This is a genomic window from Streptomyces sp. NPDC046303, assembly GCF_055588085.1.
This window is the reverse complement of the sequence record NZ_JBVJFA010000007.1, coordinates 119,000-134,203: the sequence shown is the minus strand read 5'-3', so window position 1 is coordinate 134,203 and position 15,204 is coordinate 119,000. Positions and strand designations below refer to the sequence as shown.

Sequence of the window (15,204 nt, the reverse complement as noted above, 5' to 3'; positions counted from 1 at the left end):
GCCCGCGCCGACGACGCCCGCTGCGCCATGGCACGAGCCGTCCGACGGACGCCGACTGGACCCCCCAGCGATGCCGCGGACCGGAGCACGCGCGTACGGCGGCAGAGTGTGCGGGCGCGTGGAATCCGCGCCGCGCGGCTCTGCCCGCGGTGCCCTCGTCGTGTACAACCCCCCACTGAGACAGGCCTGTTGCCTGCTCAGATCCCTTGTGCAGGGACACGGTATGCCCACGGATGTTCGTTGATTGTGGTTTTGAGGAAATGCCGGTTCCCTAAATTGCCGACATTCCGTCAGGGGCGCTCGATGAGCGTGCCGTCCTTCTCCTCGTGCAGTGCGCCGGTGCGCGGGCACTCCCAGATTCCCGGCTGGTCCGCGCGCTCCACGAGGCGGACACCCGCCCGGCCCACCCAGCCGGTCCGCCGGGCCGGCACCCCCGCCACGAGCGCGAAGTCCGGCACGTCCCGGGACACCACCGCCCCGGCGGCGACCAGGGCCCAGCGTCCGACGCGCACCCCGGCCACGCACACCGACCGGGCGCCCAGCGAGGCCCCCTCGGCGACGACCACCCCGGCGGCCTCCCAGTCGCCGCCCCGCTTCTGCCGGCCGTCGGGATCGACGGCGCGGGGAGAGAAGTCGTTGGTGAGCACCGCCGCCGGGCCGATGAACACCCCGTCGCCGAGTACGGCGGGCTCGTAGACCAGCGCGTAGTTCTGCAGTTTGACGTGGTCCCCGATGCGCACGCCCGGTCCGACGTAGGCCCCTCGGCCCACGATGCACCCGCGGCCGAGCCGGGCGTCCTCGCGTACCTGTGCCAGGTCCCAGATCGTGGTCCCCTCGCCGAGTTCGGCCGTCTCGTCGACCTGGGAGGAGGGTTGAATGCGGACACTCACGGAGCGGTCCCCTTCACGTTCGCGAGGTGTTCGGACGCACGCGCCTGCGAACGCGCCTGCGAACGCAGAGCATATGCGCCGCGGCCTCACGCGCTCAGGGAATCAACGGACTGTGCACGCACCGGACTTGGCGCTCATTCGTAGCGGTACAGGAGGGACTCGCGCTCGCTCTGGCGGATCTGCTCGATGGTCACGTCGGGCAGGCCCAGGTGGGAGAGGGTGACCTCGGCGGAGCTCGGTACGGCGTCCTCGGCGAGCCACTGGCCGGGCTTCCAGGCGTTGCCGCGCAGGAAGGCCTTCGGGCAGTGCTGGTAGACCTCCTCCACCCCGACCACGATCGCGCTGCGCGGCGGCTTGCCGACGGCGGTCAGCTGCTCCAGCAGCCGCGGGTCGGCGGAGACGCAGGCCCTGCCGTTGACGCGCAGGGTGGTGGCGCGGCCCGGGATGACGAAGATCAGACCGGCCCGGCCCGTCTCCACGATGTTGTGGCTGCTGTCCAGCCGCTTGTTGCCGGTGGCGTCGGGGACGGCCAGGGTGAACTCGTCCAGCACGGACACGAATCCGGCGGGCCCGCCGCGGGGCGTCACGTCGCAGTGGCCGCCGGCGCCCGCGCTGGCGATGAACACCAGCGAGGACCTGCCGATGACGGCGCGTGCGACGTCGTGGATCCGGTCCACTTCCTTGCGGCGGACCAGTTCACTGGGTTCCTCGTAGAGCTCGCGCAGCTGGGCCGTGTTCTGGACGGCGCCGGCGTGCAGGACATCGAATATGCGGCCGTTCGGCGGCGTGGTGGTGGTCACAGCCACGCAATCTATCCCGGCCGGCGGCGGTCTCTCAGTCCGGTACTGCGGGGGCCACCGCCTCGGCGAAGTCGGCGGCGATGTCGCACACGTCCCGGTCCGGTTCGGAGGTGCCCTCCTGGGCGATGACGAGGACCTTCCCGAAGGAGGCGGGCCACAGGATGACGCAGGCCTTGTCGTTGCCGCTGACCATCGCCGACGACACTCCGGCCACGGACGTGGGCGTCGGCTTCGGATCCAGGGGTATGTCCCTGGAGTACATGACCATCAGCCGCACGGACTCCCGGTCCGAGTTCCAGGCGCACGCCCGCATCGGCACCTCGTCGCTGCGGTCGGGCTCGGGCGAGTCCAGCTCCCACTCGTCCGTCACGTCGCCGTCGACCGCGTCGCACGGATCGTCGGGCACCACCGCGGGCACGAGATCCGCGGTGTCCGACGAGCCTCCGCCGTCCCTGCCGCCGCCGTCGCGCACCAGCGCCCAGATCCCGGTGCCCGCCGCGCCGGCGAGCAGCGCAGCGACGACCACCACGACGGACATGCGCCGCGTCCGCTGCCCCGGTGGCGGCCCGTCCGGTCCGGCCGGTTCCCTCCAGGCCTGACTGTCCTCGTCCCATGAGGTCATGCCGAACACCCCCTATCCGGCGAGAAGTTGTGTGATCTGCTGGACGACGGCCGCCGCCGAGGCCAGCCCGGCCGCGGCCGTCGCGCCCACGTCCAGGCGCTCGCGCAGCCACTGCAGACGCTCGCGCCGCAGCCGCCCCGTGGCACCGATCTCCTCCACGGCCCCGGCGATCCCGGCGTCGGTCTCGGAGGTCTCGTCACTGGGGCCGAGCAGGCCCAGCTGCTCGCGCAGGGTGATCAGCGCCGTCAGGAACTCTTCGGGGACGCCGACCGGCTCCCCGGAGGCGTCGAGGGCCCTGGCATCAGGACCGGCCGCCGCGGCGCCTCCGGTCATGACCCCGATGCCGATGCCGCCGGGGGCGGCCCGGGGCGTCGCGGAAGGGGGCGGGGGCGGGGGCGGATCCTGCCGGGCCGCGCGCCGTGAGCGGTCCTCGGCGGTGGCGCCTTCCCCGGCCGCCACCGCGCCGCCGGTCAGCACCCCGATGCTGATGCCGCCCTGCTCCGGGGCGACGGCCCGCTCGTCCTCCCGCTGCTCCTCGTGCTCCGCCGTCACGACGACCCGCCCCCCTTCTTCTTCGTCTGCGTGTCCGTGTGCTTCGCGGAGGCCCGCTCGCCCGTGGCGACCGCTCCCCCGCTCATCGCCCCGATGAACACGCCGCCCCCGCTCACGGTGACGACGTACTGCTCGAACTCGCCCGTCTCGTAGCCCTTCGCGCGCAGCGCGTCCTGCACCCCGCTCGCGATGCGGTCCTGCAGCGTCCGCACGTACCGGCTGATGTCCATCTCCTGGAACAGGGAGACGTCCTTGACGCTGCCCAGCTCCCGCACCGAGGTCACCGGCCCGTCCGGCAGCGCGTGCTGCGGCATGGTCAGCCAGGTGCGGAAGACCGAGAGACCCGTCTGGATCAGCGACAGCCCCGCGGAGACTCCGGCCGCCGGGCTGGTGAGCAGCGCGACGACGGCGTCCCGCAGCCCGCGGCCCTCGCCGCGGGCAGCGATCACGTCCACCGACCGGTACTCCGGCCGCACCGGGTTGAGCACGTGCGGTACGACCTCCAGCACCAGCATCCCGCCCTGGGTGTGGACGCGGACCAGGAGGGAGATGCCGACCTGTTCGTCCCAGGCCCCGACCCGCACGCGCAGGAAGTGGCGGCGCCCCTCGCCGCCCTCGCCGACCGCGTCGTCGAGGTGCTCCTGGATGCGGGCGGGCTCGTAGGTGACTCGGGAGCGCGCCACTCCGACCGGCAGGTAGACCACTTCGTCGATCTCGAGGAAGCGCAGCCGGTCGCGGCTGGTCTCCGCGGCCGCCGCGCGCAGCGCCTCCAGGCGCGGCTTGATGAGGTCGACGACCTCGCGCCCCGTGAGCAGGGAGGCCGTCGCGGCGGTGCCGGGCGGGGCGGTGCCGGGCGGGGCGGTGCCGGGGTCCAGGTTCTTGCGCAGGGCTCCCGGGGGCTTGCCCTTCAGCTCGGCGACGACCGACCACGGCTGGTACGGCTCGCCCGCGCCGACGAACGGCCGGAAGGGGTCGTAGATCGTCAGGTTGGCGTGCTGTTCGCGGTCGATGGCCTCCCCGATGCGCCGGTACTGGACGGTGTCCGGCAGCCGCTCGCGCGCCCCGCGGGCGTACGCGCCGCGGCTCAGCTTCTCGCGCATGACCCGGACGACCTGCGTCCGGTGCGCCCACACGGGCAGCACCATCAGTGCCGGGAACACCACCGCGGTCCAGGCGTTCGCGCCGGTGAACAGCGCGAAGACCACGGCCGCCCAGTAGGCGAGCGTCACGGCGAACGGCACGACCGGCAGCACCGCCTTCAGCCGGCCCCGGGTGGCCTCCTTGAGCACCCCCCGGCCGAGGCCGAAGGCCGCGCCCCTGCTCCCGCGCAGGGACCAGCACACGGAGCAGACGATCGCGTAGGCCAGGTACCACGGAACGGGCAGCAGCGGATCGGCGCCGACCCCGGCCAGTCCGAGAGCGATGAACACCGCCCAGAGGACCGCCAGCGCGACCGCGGTCTCCGCCTCGCGGCGTCGTGCCTCCAGGGCGTGCGCGAGGACCGGCAGGGCGTCGATGCCGAGCGAGGGCGCGATCGGGCGTTCCTCGTGCTCGACCAGCTGCTCGATGACGCGGCGGCGGAACTCGCTGTCGAACCAGACGCCCGCGCACAGCAGCCGGGTGGCTTCGCTGCGGATGTGTCGCGGCTCCGCCCCCGCTGCTAAACCGGACGTCCCGGAAGGTGTGGACATGCATCCCCCGATGCTCGGACTCCCTTGCGGCAAGGAGCGATCGGGGGAGTCGCGGACGTGCAGTATGGCGGCCCGCCGCTCGTGATCGGAAGGGGCTGGGGGGCGGTCGTTCCGTTGTGCGGACCGGTCACAGGAGCCGTTCGGGGACCGAACCGGAAGGTGTCGTACGGGTGTGCGCGTGGCCGTCCGGGGTGAGGTACTCCACGTCGCCCGGGGCGTCAGGGGTCACCTCGCCGACGACGGCGGCGTGGCGTCCGTACGGGTGCGCGCGCAGTGCGCTCAGCACGCGGGCGGTGTGCTGCGGCGGGACGAACAGGCACAGGCAGCCCGCGCAGGCCGCGTCCAGGGGGGCGAGGCCGCGGGCGGCGAGGGCCGGCCGCGCCTCGTACCGTACGGGCAGGGCGGCCTCTTCGACCCGCAGGGTCAGGCCGCGGGCCGCGGCGCACCGGCGCAGGACCTCCGCGAGGCCTCCCGCGGCCACCGTACGGGCGTGGCGCAGGTGGGGGCGCACCGTGCGCAGCAGGTCCCCCAACGGTGCGCAGTCGCTGGGCACGTGGTGCTCGTACCCGAGGCCGTCGCGCAGGGAGACCAGGTGGGCGGCGTGGCTGCCCAGCGGGCCGGTCACCACGATGCGGTCGCCGGGCCGGACCGAGGCGAGCTCCAGGGGCGGACCGCCCGGTACCCCGAACGCGGTCGCCGTGACGAAGACCCGGTCGGCCTCGCCGGCGCGGACGACCTGGGTGTCGACGGCGGCGATGGTGACCCCGGCCTCGGCGGCCGCGCCGCGCACGGAGGCGGTCAGCCGGTGCACCAGGTCCAGCGGGAGTCCGGCTTCCAGCACGATGCCGAGGGCGAGGTGGCGGACTTCCGCCCCGGTGGCGGCCAGTTCGTTGACGGCTCCGCAGACGGCCACCCGGCCGATGTCCCCGTTGCCGAAGAACGGCGGGTCGGCGACGTAGGTGCCGGACCGGACGACGAAGACCTCGGCGGCGGCGCCCGGTCCGTTCCGCGGGGCCGGGACGAGGGCTTCCTCGATCAGGGCCCCTACGCCCGGGCCGAACCCGACCTGCGCCGTGTCCCAGTCCTGTGTGTACGTCACGAGTGCCTCCCCCGAAGCCCGCGATTCATGATCGTCCCATCATCCTGCGCGGACCGGCCGCCGCATACCCGTGTCGTGGCACGGCGGCCGATGAGGGGTCACTAGGGGCGGTGCTCGGAGCGGGCGCCGGCGCGCAGCAGGGCGACGGCCAGCGCCGTCGCCAGGGCCGGGAGGAGCGCGAAGCCCGCCAGCATGCCGAGTTCGGCCGTCGGGGTCTGCTCTGCGGCGCGGCCCGTACCGGAGGACACGTAGCCGCAGAGCTGGAGCACCAGTCCGTAGAGGAACGGGCCGAGGGCGACGCCCAGTCCCTCGCCGGTGTTGAAGAGGCCCGACAGGACGCCCGCCTGGCTCTGCTCGGTACGGGCGGCGTCCCGGGCGATGCACTCCGGCAGCATCGCGTAGAGGAAGAGCAGCTGGCCCGCGTGGCCGGTGCCCGCCAGTGCCATGGAGAGCAGTACCGCCCCCTGGGGCAGTGCGGGCGCGGCGAGGAAGAGCAGGCAGCCGGCGGCGAACAGGGCGGAGGCGACCGGGTAGCCGTGGCGGCCGCGCAGCCGCGACCACAGGGGCATGGTCAGCAGGTTGGGCGCGACGAAGGCGGCGACGAGGACGCCGACGCCGGAGGAGTCGTGCAGCACGTGCTCGGCGAAGTACGGTGCGCCCGCGAGTAGCACCCCCGTCGCGACGGACTGGACGACGACGCACCGCAGCAGTGCCATGAAGGCGGGGTTGCCGCGCGCGGCGGCGAACTGGCGGCGCAGGCCCGCCTCGGGCTCGGTGACCCGCACCTCCCGGCGGGCGCCGGAGGTGCCCGCGAAGACCCACAGCGTCCCGGCGGCGATGACCGCTGCGCCGAAGATCCCCATCCACCGGTGTCCGGCGAGGCCGCCGCCCCCGGCGTCGACGAGGGCGGGCCCGGCGGCGCCGGTGAACAGCGCCGCCACGCCGATGACGGCGACCCGCCCGCCCACCAGCCGCGTCCGGTCCTGGTGGCGGTCGGTGAGCTCGGCGGGCATGGCCACGTACGGCACCAGGAAGAAGGCGAACGCGGTGGCGGTGAGCAGGTATCCGGCGGCGGTGAGCCAGGCTCCGGCCGTGCCCGGCAGCAGTCCCGCGAAGGTCAGCGCGAAGGCCAGGGCCATCGCGAGCCCGCCGCACAGGACGTAGGGGCGGCGCGGGCCCCAGCGGGTACGGGTGCGGTCGCTGGCCCGGCCGACCAGCGGGTTGAGGACGGCGTCCCAGGCCTTGGGCACGAACACGAGCGCGCCGGCCAGCGCGGCGCCCACGCCGAGGGTGTCCGTGAGGTAGGGCAGCAGGAGCAGGCCGGGCAGGGTGGTGAACGTCCCCGTGACCAGCGCCCCGGAGGCGTAGCCGAAGCGCAGCCGGGCCGGCAGGGCGGTGTCCGGTGGGGTGGTGCCCGGTGGGGTGGTGTCCGGCAGGGCGGTGTCCGGTGGGGCGACCCGGGTTCGCCCGGACCCTGTGGTGGCCATCGGGGGCTTCCTTCCGGGAGCGGTGGAGGTCGTGCCGTGCGGGCGAGGAGGGCCCCGCCCGGGGGAAGGGGGGATGTCCCGCGGGGCGGGGCTCTCGCAGGGAAGGCTCGGCCCTGCCCCTTGGACGCGACTAAAGCTCACGTACGCGGATCAGGGGCGACGGACGACGGACGAGTTCCTGCCATGCACATTCCTGCCAACGGCGGTGGCTGGATGGCGCCTCCACCGCAGCTCCACCATGACGCGACAGAAGGAGAGGGACATGACAGTCGACCACGGCACGACCTCGCTCCCCGTCATCCACGGACACGCGACGGCCACGCAGCACCTGATCCACCGCCCGCCCTCGCGGGCGCACTACGGCCTCGACGTCCCCAGCCTGGGCGAGGAGAACTTCACCCTCGTCGGCGCGACCCCTGTCGCCCATCCGCTCTTCAACGACGGCCCGGGCCACTTCCACGACCTGCAGATCGCGACCGAGACCGTGCGGGACATCGGCGCGTTCGTCGGCCACCGCTACTTCGGCGTGCCGGAGGACCGCCCGGGCCTGTTCTACCGGTTCACCCTCGAGCTCACCGATCTGTCCGCCTGGCGTACGGACGGGCCCGCGGCCGGCCCCGTCCTCATGGAGACCCATCTCAGGGCCCGGCCCGCGAACGTGGTCGCCGAGGTGCCGCGCGGTCTCGACTTCCACCTCGAGGTGGTGATCGACGGCCGGCCGTGCGCGACGGGGGCGGCCGGCCTGGTCTTCCTCATGCCGAAGCTCTACCGCCGCCACCTGGAACACTCCCGGCAGGCGCTCCAGGCCGCGCCCGAGCTCGACGACGCTCCCGACGGCCCCCTGCGCGCCGCCGACCCCGCCGAGACGGGCCGCTGCGCCCCCGAGAACACGGTGATCAGCGAACCGACGGACGCCGCCCGCGGCCGGATCAGCACCTGGCTGCTCAGCCGCCACATCAGCCCCGTGTTCCTCGGCGAGGACGGGCAGGTCACCGGGCTGCACCTGCTGGAGGCGCTGCGGCAGACCTCGCTGCTCGCGGCGGGACGGACGCACGGCCTCGACCCCCTCCGCAGCGCGCTCGGCGCCTGCCAGGTGCACTTCCGCGGGCAGGCCGAGCTCGATCTGCCGCTGCGCTGCGTGGCGGTGGCCGGTCCGCTGGGGCGCGACGGCGAGGGGCGGCCCTGCGTACCGGTCACGCTCACCCTCACGCAGCGCCGCCGCGCCGTGGCCGAGGCCCGCACCTCCGTCGTCCAGGACCACTGAGGACGATGCGCTTCGGAATTCTGGGCCCGCTGGAGGTCACGGGAGCGAGGGACTGCGGAACGGGCCCCGGTGCGGACGGCGCATCGGACGGGCCCGCCGCGGGGGGCTCGTACGTCCCGCAGGCCGCCAAACTGCGGGTCGTCCTCGGGACCCTGCTGGTCCGTGCGAACGAGGTCGTGTCCTCACAGAGCCTCATCGACGAGCTCTGGCCGGAGGCGCCCCCGCGCACCGCGACGACCACGCTCCAGGTCTACGTGTCCCACCTGCGCAAGACGCTCCGCCTCGCCGATCCGGACAACGGCGGGGAGTCGCTGGTCACCCGCCGCCCGGGGTACCTGCTGCGGGTCGGCCCGGACGCGCTGGACACGATGGCCTTCGAGGACCTGTCGCGGCGCGGCCACCAGGCCCTGCGGGCCGCTGACTTCGAGGCCGCCGCGGAGCTGCACCGGCGGGCGCTCGCGCTGTGGCGCGGCCCCCTGCTGTCGGACACCCCGCACGGACCGGTGCTGGACAGCGCGGCCGTCCGGCTGGGCGAGGCCCGCACCACCGTGCTCGACGAGCGCATCCGGGCCGAGCTGCACCTGGGGCTGCACCGCGAGCTGGTGGCGGAGCTCCAGGAGCTGGTGGCCGAGCACCCGATGCACGAGGAGTTCCACGCGCACCTGATGGTGGCGCTGTACCGGTGCGGGCGGCAGGCGGAGGCGCTGCGCGTGTTCGCGGTGCTGCGGCGGACCCTGGTCGAGGAGCTCGGGATAGAGCCGGGCCCGTCCTCGCGGCGGTTGCAGAGGCGCATCCTGGAGGGGGATCCGGACCTGTCGGCGGCAGCCGGCCCCCGGCGTGCCGGCTCCGCCGCAGCGACTGAGGGAGGCTGGTCCCCGGCGCCCGGAGCGCTGCCCCCCGCCGACCCGGACTTCACCGGCCGTTCGGCGGAACTGGCCGAACTGGAACAGCTGTTGCGCACCGCGTCCGCGGGCGGCGCCGTCGCCGTGACGGGTCTGCCGGGCACCGGCAAGACGGCGCTCGCGGTGGAGGCCGCGCACCGGGCGGCGGACGCCTTCCCCGACGGTCAGGTCTTCCTGGACCTGCGCGGCCCCGGGGCGCCGCCGACCGGGGCGGAGATCCTCGGCCGGCTGGCGCGTACCCCCCTGACGGGCCGTCGGTTGCTGCTGGTCCTGGACCACGTCACCTCCGAGACGCAGGTGCGGCCGCTGCTGCCGCTCGCCGGGGGCTCGGCGCTGCTGCTTACGGCGGGCCGGGTGCCCGCCGGGCTGCCGGGGCTGCGGTCGGTGGTCCTCGGGCCGTGGCGCTCCGAGGAGACACGGCGGCTGGCCGGGCTGTTCGGCGGCCGCGCGGGGACCCGTACCGGCGCGGCCGGCTCCGCGCCCGCACCGGCACCGGGACCGGGACCGGGACCCGATGGGGGCGCCCTCGCCGAGATAGCCGAGCTGTGCGGGCGGCTGCCGCTCGCCGTGCGGGCCGCCGCCGCCCAGCTCGCGGCGCGGCCGCACTGGACCGCCGCCACGCTGGCGGACCGGCTCCGGGACGAGGGCGGGCGGCTCGACGCGCTGCGCACCGGCGACATCGACGTACGGGCCCGCCTGCTGGAGGCGTACGCGGCTGCCCCCGGCGCCCAGCGGCGGGCGTTCCGCCTGCTGGCGCTGCTGCCGCCGGGGCGGTTCGGCGCCCGGCAGGCGGCCGCCGCGCTGGACCTGGCGGAGCCGCGCGCCGCGGCGGCCCTGGACGCGCTCGCCGACGAGCGGCTGCTGGCCGTGGACCGGGACGGCTGCCACCTGCCGGAGCTGCTGCGGCTGCTGGCGGTGGAGCGGCTGGACGGGGAGGAGCCGCCCGAGGTGCGGCGGGCGGCGGCGGAGCGGGTGTGCCGGGCGTACGCGGCGGCCGCCGCGGCGCGGCCGGGCCGGCTGCCGGACGCCGACGCACGGGGGCTGATACGGCTGGCACGGACCGCGTACGAGGCGGGGCTGTGGGCGCTGACGGTACGGCTGACGGACGCCACGGGCGGGTGGGCGGAGGACGGGGCGGAGGCCGCGTACTCCATGGCCCTGGACGCCGCCGTACGGTGCGCCGACCGGTCGGCGCAGGCCCGGATGGAGCGCTCGCTCGGCGATCTGGCCTGGCAGTACCGGCGTCTGGAGCGGGCCCGGGAGCTGTTCTCGGGGGCGCTGGCGCACGCCCGGGAGGCGGGGGACGAGGAGGAGGCGGGCCGCGCCCTGGTGGGCCTGGCCGAGCTGTGCCTGGACGCCGGTGCGGCGGCGGAGGCGGCCGCCCTGCTCGAACCGGCCCTCGCCGCGCTGTCGGGGCCGGGCCGGACCCGCGGCCGCTACGAGGCGAGCCGCGCGCGGGCGTTGCTCGCCCTCGCCCAGGACGGGCCGCAGGGGCGGGAGACGGCCCGGATCTGGTTCGGGGAGTGCCTCGAGCTGGCGGGCAGCCTGCGCGATCACCGGCTGGAGGTGTACGCGCGGCGTTCGCTGCGTGCGCTGTCCGGGCCGGAGGCCGGGGGCGGCGGGGCCGCGCGGCGGGCCGTGGAGATCCGTCCGGGGCTGTGGCGGATCCGTCCGGCCGGGGTGCGCGCGTGACCGGCCGGCGGCTCCTGGGCCGCCGCGGCGCCCGCGCGATCCCTTTCCCTTTCCCTTTCCCTTTCCCTTTCTCTTGCGACTCTACTGCGACGTACGGAGAGCCATGTCGGTTGCGCTGGGCCCTGTGACGGAACTCGTCGGGCGGGAAAGGGAATCCGCCGCGCTGGTGGAGCGGCTGCGCGATCCGTCGGTCCGGCTGCTGACCGTGACCGGTCGGGCCGGGGTGGGCAAGAGCCGGCTGGCCGCGGAGGCCGTACGGGCGATCACCGGGGAGACGGGCGCGGAGCTCGGCGCGGAGTCGGGCGGCGGGTCGGGCACGGAGTCGGGCGGCGGGTCCGGCGCGGGGTTCGGGCGGGTCGCGGTGGTCGACGCGGCGCAGTGGTACGCCGGCGGGCGCGGGCCGCTGCTCGCGGCGGCCGGGCCCGGGGGGCCGGGCCGGGTGCTGCTGCTGCTCGACGGCTGCGACCACCAGGTGCGCCCGGCGGCCGCCGAGGCGGTGGCGGCGCTCGCCGCCGACCCCCGCGTGGTGGTGCTGGCCACGGCCGTGGAACCGCTCGGCGTGTACGGGGAGCGGCTGCTGCCGCTGGCGCCGCTGCCCGTCCCGGGGTACGCGGGCGGCGGCGGGGACCCGCACGAGGTGCTGGAGGCGGCGTCGGTCGCGCTGTTCGTGCGCCGGGCCCGGGACGCCGACCCGGCCTTCGCGCTGACCTTGGAGAACGCGCCGGCCGTCGCCGAGATCTGTACGCGGCTCGACGGGCTGCCGCTGGCCGTCGAACTGGCCGCGGGCAGGCTGCGGTTGCTGTCGCCCCAGTCCCTGGCCGCCCGGCTGCGCGGCCGGACGACCGTCCTGGCGGGCGGGCCGGCGCACGCTCCCGAGCGGCACCGCTCCCTCTCCGCCCTCGCCGAGTGGAGCTGCCGCGGCCTGGACGGCCCGGCCCGTGCCCTGCTGGACCGCCTCTCGGTCTACGAGCCCGGTTTCGGCCTGTCGGCGGCGGGGGCCTCGGCGGAGGCGGAGGCGGACGTCGAGACGCTGCTGGACCGCGGTCTGCTGGCCGTGGTGGACGAGGAGCGGGGGGAGCCGCGGCTGGCCGTGACCGAGCCCGCACGGTCGCACTGCCGCGCCGAGTTGGCGGACTCGGGGCGCGACGGCGCGGCGCTGGACGCGCACGCGGAACGCTACCGGCTGCTGGTGGCCACCGCGCTTCCGGGCCTCAACGGCACCGAACAGGAGCGGCTGCTGCGGGAGTTGGCCGCCGAGGCCGCGAACGTGACGGCAGCTCTGCGGCGGCTGCGCGAGCGGGGCCGCGAGGAGGCGGTCGGCGCCCTGGTGCTCGGCTGCCGGCTGCCCTGGCTGACGCAGGGGCGGCTGCGGGAGGGGCTGGAGTGGTGCGACAGCGCGGCCGAGCCGGCCGGGGCCCCGCCGCCGGAGTCGGTACGGGCCCGGCTCGCCGACATGTCCGGGCTGTTCGCGCTCGCCCTGGGCGATCCGCAGGAGGCCGTGCGCCGCCACCGGCGGGCCCTCGCGCTGGGCAAGACGGTGGGCGACCGGCGGCAGAACGCGGTGGCCTCCGTGCACCTCGGGACGGCCCTGCTGAAGGCCGGTGACGCGCCGGGGGCGCGGGCCGTGCTGGTGGCCGCGCTGAGCGCGCTGGCGTCCATGGGGGTCACCGGGGGCGCGGCCGCGGCGTCGGCCGCGCTCGCGGCGGTCATGCGGGCCGAGGGCGACCGGCGCAAGGCGCTGGAGCTGCTGGACCGGGCCGAGGAGGCGTTCCGGCGGATCCGGGACGGTCGGGGCTTGGCGGGCACGCTGCGCACCTCGGCCGCGCTGGCCCTGGAGGGCGAGGACCCGGACCGGGCCGACGGGGCGCTGCGGGAGGCGCTGCGACTGTACGGGGCCATCGACGAGCGGAGCGAACTACCGGGGCTGCTGGAGGAGTTCGCCCTGGTGCTGCTGCGCACGGCGCCCGCCCAGCGGCCGCGTACGGTACGCCTGCTGGCGGCGGCCGACACCTTGCGGGCCGCGACGGGCGCCGAGGTGCCGGACGCGTGGCGCTCCGAGGCGGAGCGGGCCCGTACGGAGCTGAGCGCCCGGCTGGACTGGTCGGACTTCGCCACCGCCTGGGCCGAGGGCGTGCGGATGACCGCGCGCGAGGCGGTGGCGGAGGCGCTGTCCTCGCCCGTCGCCTCGCGCCGCCCGGCGGCGGGGGCGGTCGCCGAGGCGCAGTCCCTGACGCCGCGGCAGGTCCAGGTGGCCCTGCTGGTTTCGGAGGGACTGACGAATCGTCATATCGCGGCGCGGTTGGACATTTCCGAGTGGACGGTGGTCAACCACGTCCGCCAGGTGATGCGCCGCCTGGGGTGCACCTCGCGGGTGCAGGTCGCCGGGGCGGTGGGCCGATGGGCCTGACGGGTCCCCCCTGCCTGGCCGGGCTCACCCCGCCCGCCGCGGTCACGGACCGGTTCCGGGCCGCCGGATGGTGGCGTCCGCAGACCTTCCTCGACGATCTGTACCGTACGGCCGCCGCCGCGCCCGAGCGCCCGGCGATCATCGCGGAGCGGGCGCACCGGCCCGCCGGCCGGCGCCGGATCGTCGTGAGCTACGCCCAGCTCGCCCTGTACGTCGACCGGTTCGCGGCCGCCCTGGCCTCGCTCGGGGTGGCGCCCGGGGATCCGGTCGCGTACCAGCTGCCGAGCTGGTGGGAGACCGCGGCGCTGACCCTGGCCTGTCTGCGGGCCGGGGCGGTGGCCGTGCCGGTGCTGCCGACCGTACGGGCCCACGGGCTGCACCGGATCCTGGAGAGCACCCGGGCCCGGGTCTGCCTGGTGCCCGACGTCTGGGAGGGCTACGCGCACGGCGAGGCCCTCGCGGATCTCGCCCCCGGCCTGCCGTGGCTGCGCCACCGGGTCGTCGTGGGGGGCGCGGCGGACGCGGCGGACCCGTCGGGCTCGGCGGCCACCGGGGCGATCGATTTCGCGGCGTACTTCCGGCGCACCGCGCACGAACGCGCCGCGCACGAACGCGCCGGGGGGTGGACTCCGGCCGGCCGTGCGGGCCGGCCGTACGCCGGGCGGGCCGACCGGCCGGCGCTGCTGATCAGCGTGATGGGCCTGCGGGACTCCTACACCTCGGTGCTGCACTCCCCCAACACCCTGTACGCCAACGTCTCCGCCCAGCGCGGCGGCGACGGACCGGGGCGGCGGCCCGGCGAGGTCTTCCTCAGCACGCTGCCGCTCACCTCGCTCGCCTCCTTGATCTACACGGTGTGCTGGCCGATGGCGGTCGGCGGGACCGGGGTCTTCCAGGACGTGTGGGATCCGGGCCGGTGCCTCGATCTGATGGCCGCGGCCCGGGTGGACCAGGTGTACGGGGAGCCCGCCTCCTTCTCGGAGCTGCTCACCGTCCAGCAGCGCCGCCCCCGGGAGCTGGACCGGCTGCGGCTGGTGCTCTCCGGCGGGCGCACCAGCACCCCGCAGCCGCTCGCCGCCGAACTGCGGACGACGTTCGGCGTCCCGGTGCTGTCGGTGTGGGGGGCGCCGGAGCTGGGCATGGGCGCCCTGTCCGGGGACTCCCCGGACCACGGTGACGGGTTCCGCCCGCTGCCCGGGCTGGAGGTGTCCACCGCGGACGGCAGCCCGTCGCTCGTGGTGCGCGGACCGTCGGTGTGCCTGGCCACCTGGGAACACGGGGCGCCGGCGCCGGTGCCCACCTGGGAGCGGTCGGACGGCTGGCTCGACACGGGCGACACGGCGCAGGCCGGACCGCACGGCGGGATCCGGGTGCTGGCGCGGGCGGGGACGCGCACCGGCGCCCTCTTCATGGTGCCGGTGGCCGAGGTGGAGGAGCGGCTGCTGAGCCATCCCCGGGTCCGCGAGGCCGCGGTCGTCGCCTACACCGATCCCGAGCACGGGGAGCTGCCCTGCGCCGTCGTGGTCCCGACCGCCCAGGACCGGCCGCCGGGCCCGGCCGAACTGCGGGAGCACCTCACCGCGGCGGGGGTCGCGGAGGCCTTCCTGCCGACGCGGCTGGAGATCGTCGGCGCCCTGCCGCGCGACGACAGGGGCCGGATCCGCCGCGGCGCGCTGCGGAGCTGGCTGACGCGGCTGCGGCCGGGCGGGCCGCGGCCCGCCCCCGACTGAGCCGCGGTTCCGGGCCGGGCGAGTCCGGGCGAGGCCGGGCGAAGTCCGGGCGAAGTCCGGGCGAAGCG

General features: G+C 76.0%; 11 protein-coding genes. 4 read left to right on the top strand and 7 right to left on the bottom strand.

Features of this window, described 5'->3' with window-relative positions; all coding sequences use genetic code 11:
• Nucleotides 1-290: 290 nt before the first annotated feature.
• The 7 genes from ACZ6I1_RS09815 to ACZ6I1_RS09785 all read right to left on the bottom strand — a co-directional run bounded on the left by ACZ6I1_RS09815 (nt 291) and on the right by ACZ6I1_RS09785 (nt 7,141).
• Nucleotides 291-890 carry an acyltransferase gene (locus ACZ6I1_RS09815; RefSeq protein ID WP_469285108.1) on the bottom strand — a complete coding sequence of 200 codons (600 nt, stop codon included), beginning with the start codon at nt 888-890 and terminating at the stop codon, nt 291-293.
• 134 nt (nt 891-1,024) lie between these two features.
• Nucleotides 1,025-1,690, bottom strand: a complete 666-nt coding sequence (locus ACZ6I1_RS09810) for an MSMEG_1061 family FMN-dependent PPOX-type flavoprotein (RefSeq protein ID WP_469285104.1) — start codon at nt 1,688-1,690, stop codon at nt 1,025-1,027.
• Nucleotides 1,691-1,724: 34 nt separating this feature from the next.
• A complete protein-coding gene (locus ACZ6I1_RS09805; RefSeq protein ID WP_469285100.1) occupies nt 1,725-2,312 on the bottom strand; it encodes a DUF3558 family protein in 588 nt (195 codons plus the stop codon).
• 12 nt (nt 2,313-2,324) lie between these two features.
• Nucleotides 2,325-2,864 (bottom strand): hypothetical protein, encoded by a 540-nt coding sequence (locus tag ACZ6I1_RS09800; protein WP_469285098.1) that lies wholly within the window; start codon nt 2,862-2,864, stop codon nt 2,325-2,327.
• The gene (locus ACZ6I1_RS09795; RefSeq protein ID WP_469285096.1) at nt 2,861-4,555 is read right to left on the bottom strand and encodes a hypothetical protein; all 1,695 of its coding nucleotides are present in this window, start codon (nt 4,553-4,555) and stop codon (nt 2,861-2,863) included. The genes ACZ6I1_RS09800 and ACZ6I1_RS09795 overlap by 4 nt, the downstream gene beginning before the upstream one ends.
• 127 nt (nt 4,556-4,682) lie before the next feature.
• Nucleotides 4,683-5,654 (bottom strand): AIR synthase-related protein, encoded by a 972-nt coding sequence (locus ACZ6I1_RS09790; RefSeq protein ID WP_469285094.1) that lies wholly within the window; start codon nt 5,652-5,654, stop codon nt 4,683-4,685.
• A gap of 101 nt (nt 5,655-5,755) precedes the next feature.
• Nucleotides 5,756-7,141, bottom strand: a complete 1,386-nt coding sequence (locus ACZ6I1_RS09785) for an MFS transporter (protein ID WP_469285093.1) — start codon at nt 7,139-7,141, stop codon at nt 5,756-5,758.
• 262 nt (nt 7,142-7,403) lie between these two features.
• Here ACZ6I1_RS09785 and ACZ6I1_RS09780 point away from each other — a divergent pair, with 262 nt between their 5' ends.
• The 4 genes from ACZ6I1_RS09780 to ACZ6I1_RS09765 all read left to right on the top strand — a co-directional run bounded on the left by ACZ6I1_RS09780 (nt 7,404) and on the right by ACZ6I1_RS09765 (nt 15,136).
• A complete protein-coding gene (locus ACZ6I1_RS09780) occupies nt 7,404-8,405 on the top strand; it encodes an AfsA-related hotdog domain-containing protein (protein ID WP_469285092.1) in 1,002 nt (333 codons plus the stop codon).
• A 5-nt stretch (nt 8,406-8,410) separates the two neighbouring features.
• Nucleotides 8,411-10,999, top strand: a complete 2,589-nt coding sequence (locus tag ACZ6I1_RS09775) for an AfsR/SARP family transcriptional regulator (protein WP_469285090.1) — start codon at nt 8,411-8,413, stop codon at nt 10,997-10,999.
• Between the two features lie 124 nt (nt 11,000-11,123).
• Entirely contained in the window at nt 11,124-13,406 is a 2,283-nt protein-coding gene (locus ACZ6I1_RS09770; RefSeq protein WP_469285088.1) for an ATP-binding protein, read from the top strand.
• Nucleotides 13,397-15,136, top strand: a complete 1,740-nt coding sequence (locus ACZ6I1_RS09765; RefSeq protein WP_469285086.1) for an AMP-binding protein — start codon at nt 13,397-13,399, stop codon at nt 15,134-15,136. Before ACZ6I1_RS09770 ends, ACZ6I1_RS09765 begins: the two co-directional genes overlap by 10 nt.
• The last annotated feature ends 68 nt before the right edge of the window (nt 15,137-15,204 follow it).